Origin of the sequence: Cysteiniphilum sp. 19S12-1, assembly GCF_052030685.1 — a bacterium.
In the GTDB taxonomy this organism is placed as follows: domain Bacteria; phylum Pseudomonadota; class Gammaproteobacteria; order Francisellales; family Francisellaceae; genus Caedibacter.
In genome coordinates, this window is record NZ_JBQAJM010000108.1 from 1 (window position 1) to 508 (window position 508).

A 508-nucleotide genomic window follows, 5' to 3' on the forward strand; every position below is an offset into this window, starting at 1 on the left:
CCATAACCAAAATACTTTGTGGAATATCGGGATAACACGGTTTGATATTTGGTTTCGAGCTTTTGCCCATCTAAACTGGCATGAATACCATAATCAGAGAGATTGTAGTATTTAAATATGGGTAAATCAGAAATGGCATCTATGATAATATCACCTGCTTCAACTAATGAATCCACTCGGATAAATTTACCCTCCATATCAATGAGGTTTTGATGACTAACATCAGATGACTCTGCTGTTTTCTTATGTCCTATGGCTTCACCTTGTGATACAAGATAAGCTTTAATATGCTCAGGCTTAGCCTCTGATTTGGCACCCTTGCTCACAAGATGGGTTAAACTATCATAGAAGTTTGTCTTGTTAGCGGTGAAGTCAATAACGTCAGCAATGCCAATGGTTTTGAATTTTTCATAGTATGGATTATCAGCTGTATCAGCTTCTTTTTTGTAGGGCAATTTCCAAGTAATAATATTGTCTTTGTCTACGTTGATTTTAATATGCTTGTTTG

The 508-nt window shown here is 36.0% G+C and carries 1 protein-coding gene; it reads right to left on the minus strand.

Annotated elements, in window-relative coordinates; all coding sequences use genetic code 11:
• On the minus strand, positions 1–508 hold a 508-nt coding region (locus ACTS4L_RS11450; RefSeq protein WP_440652084.1), incomplete at both ends, for a Tn3 family transposase.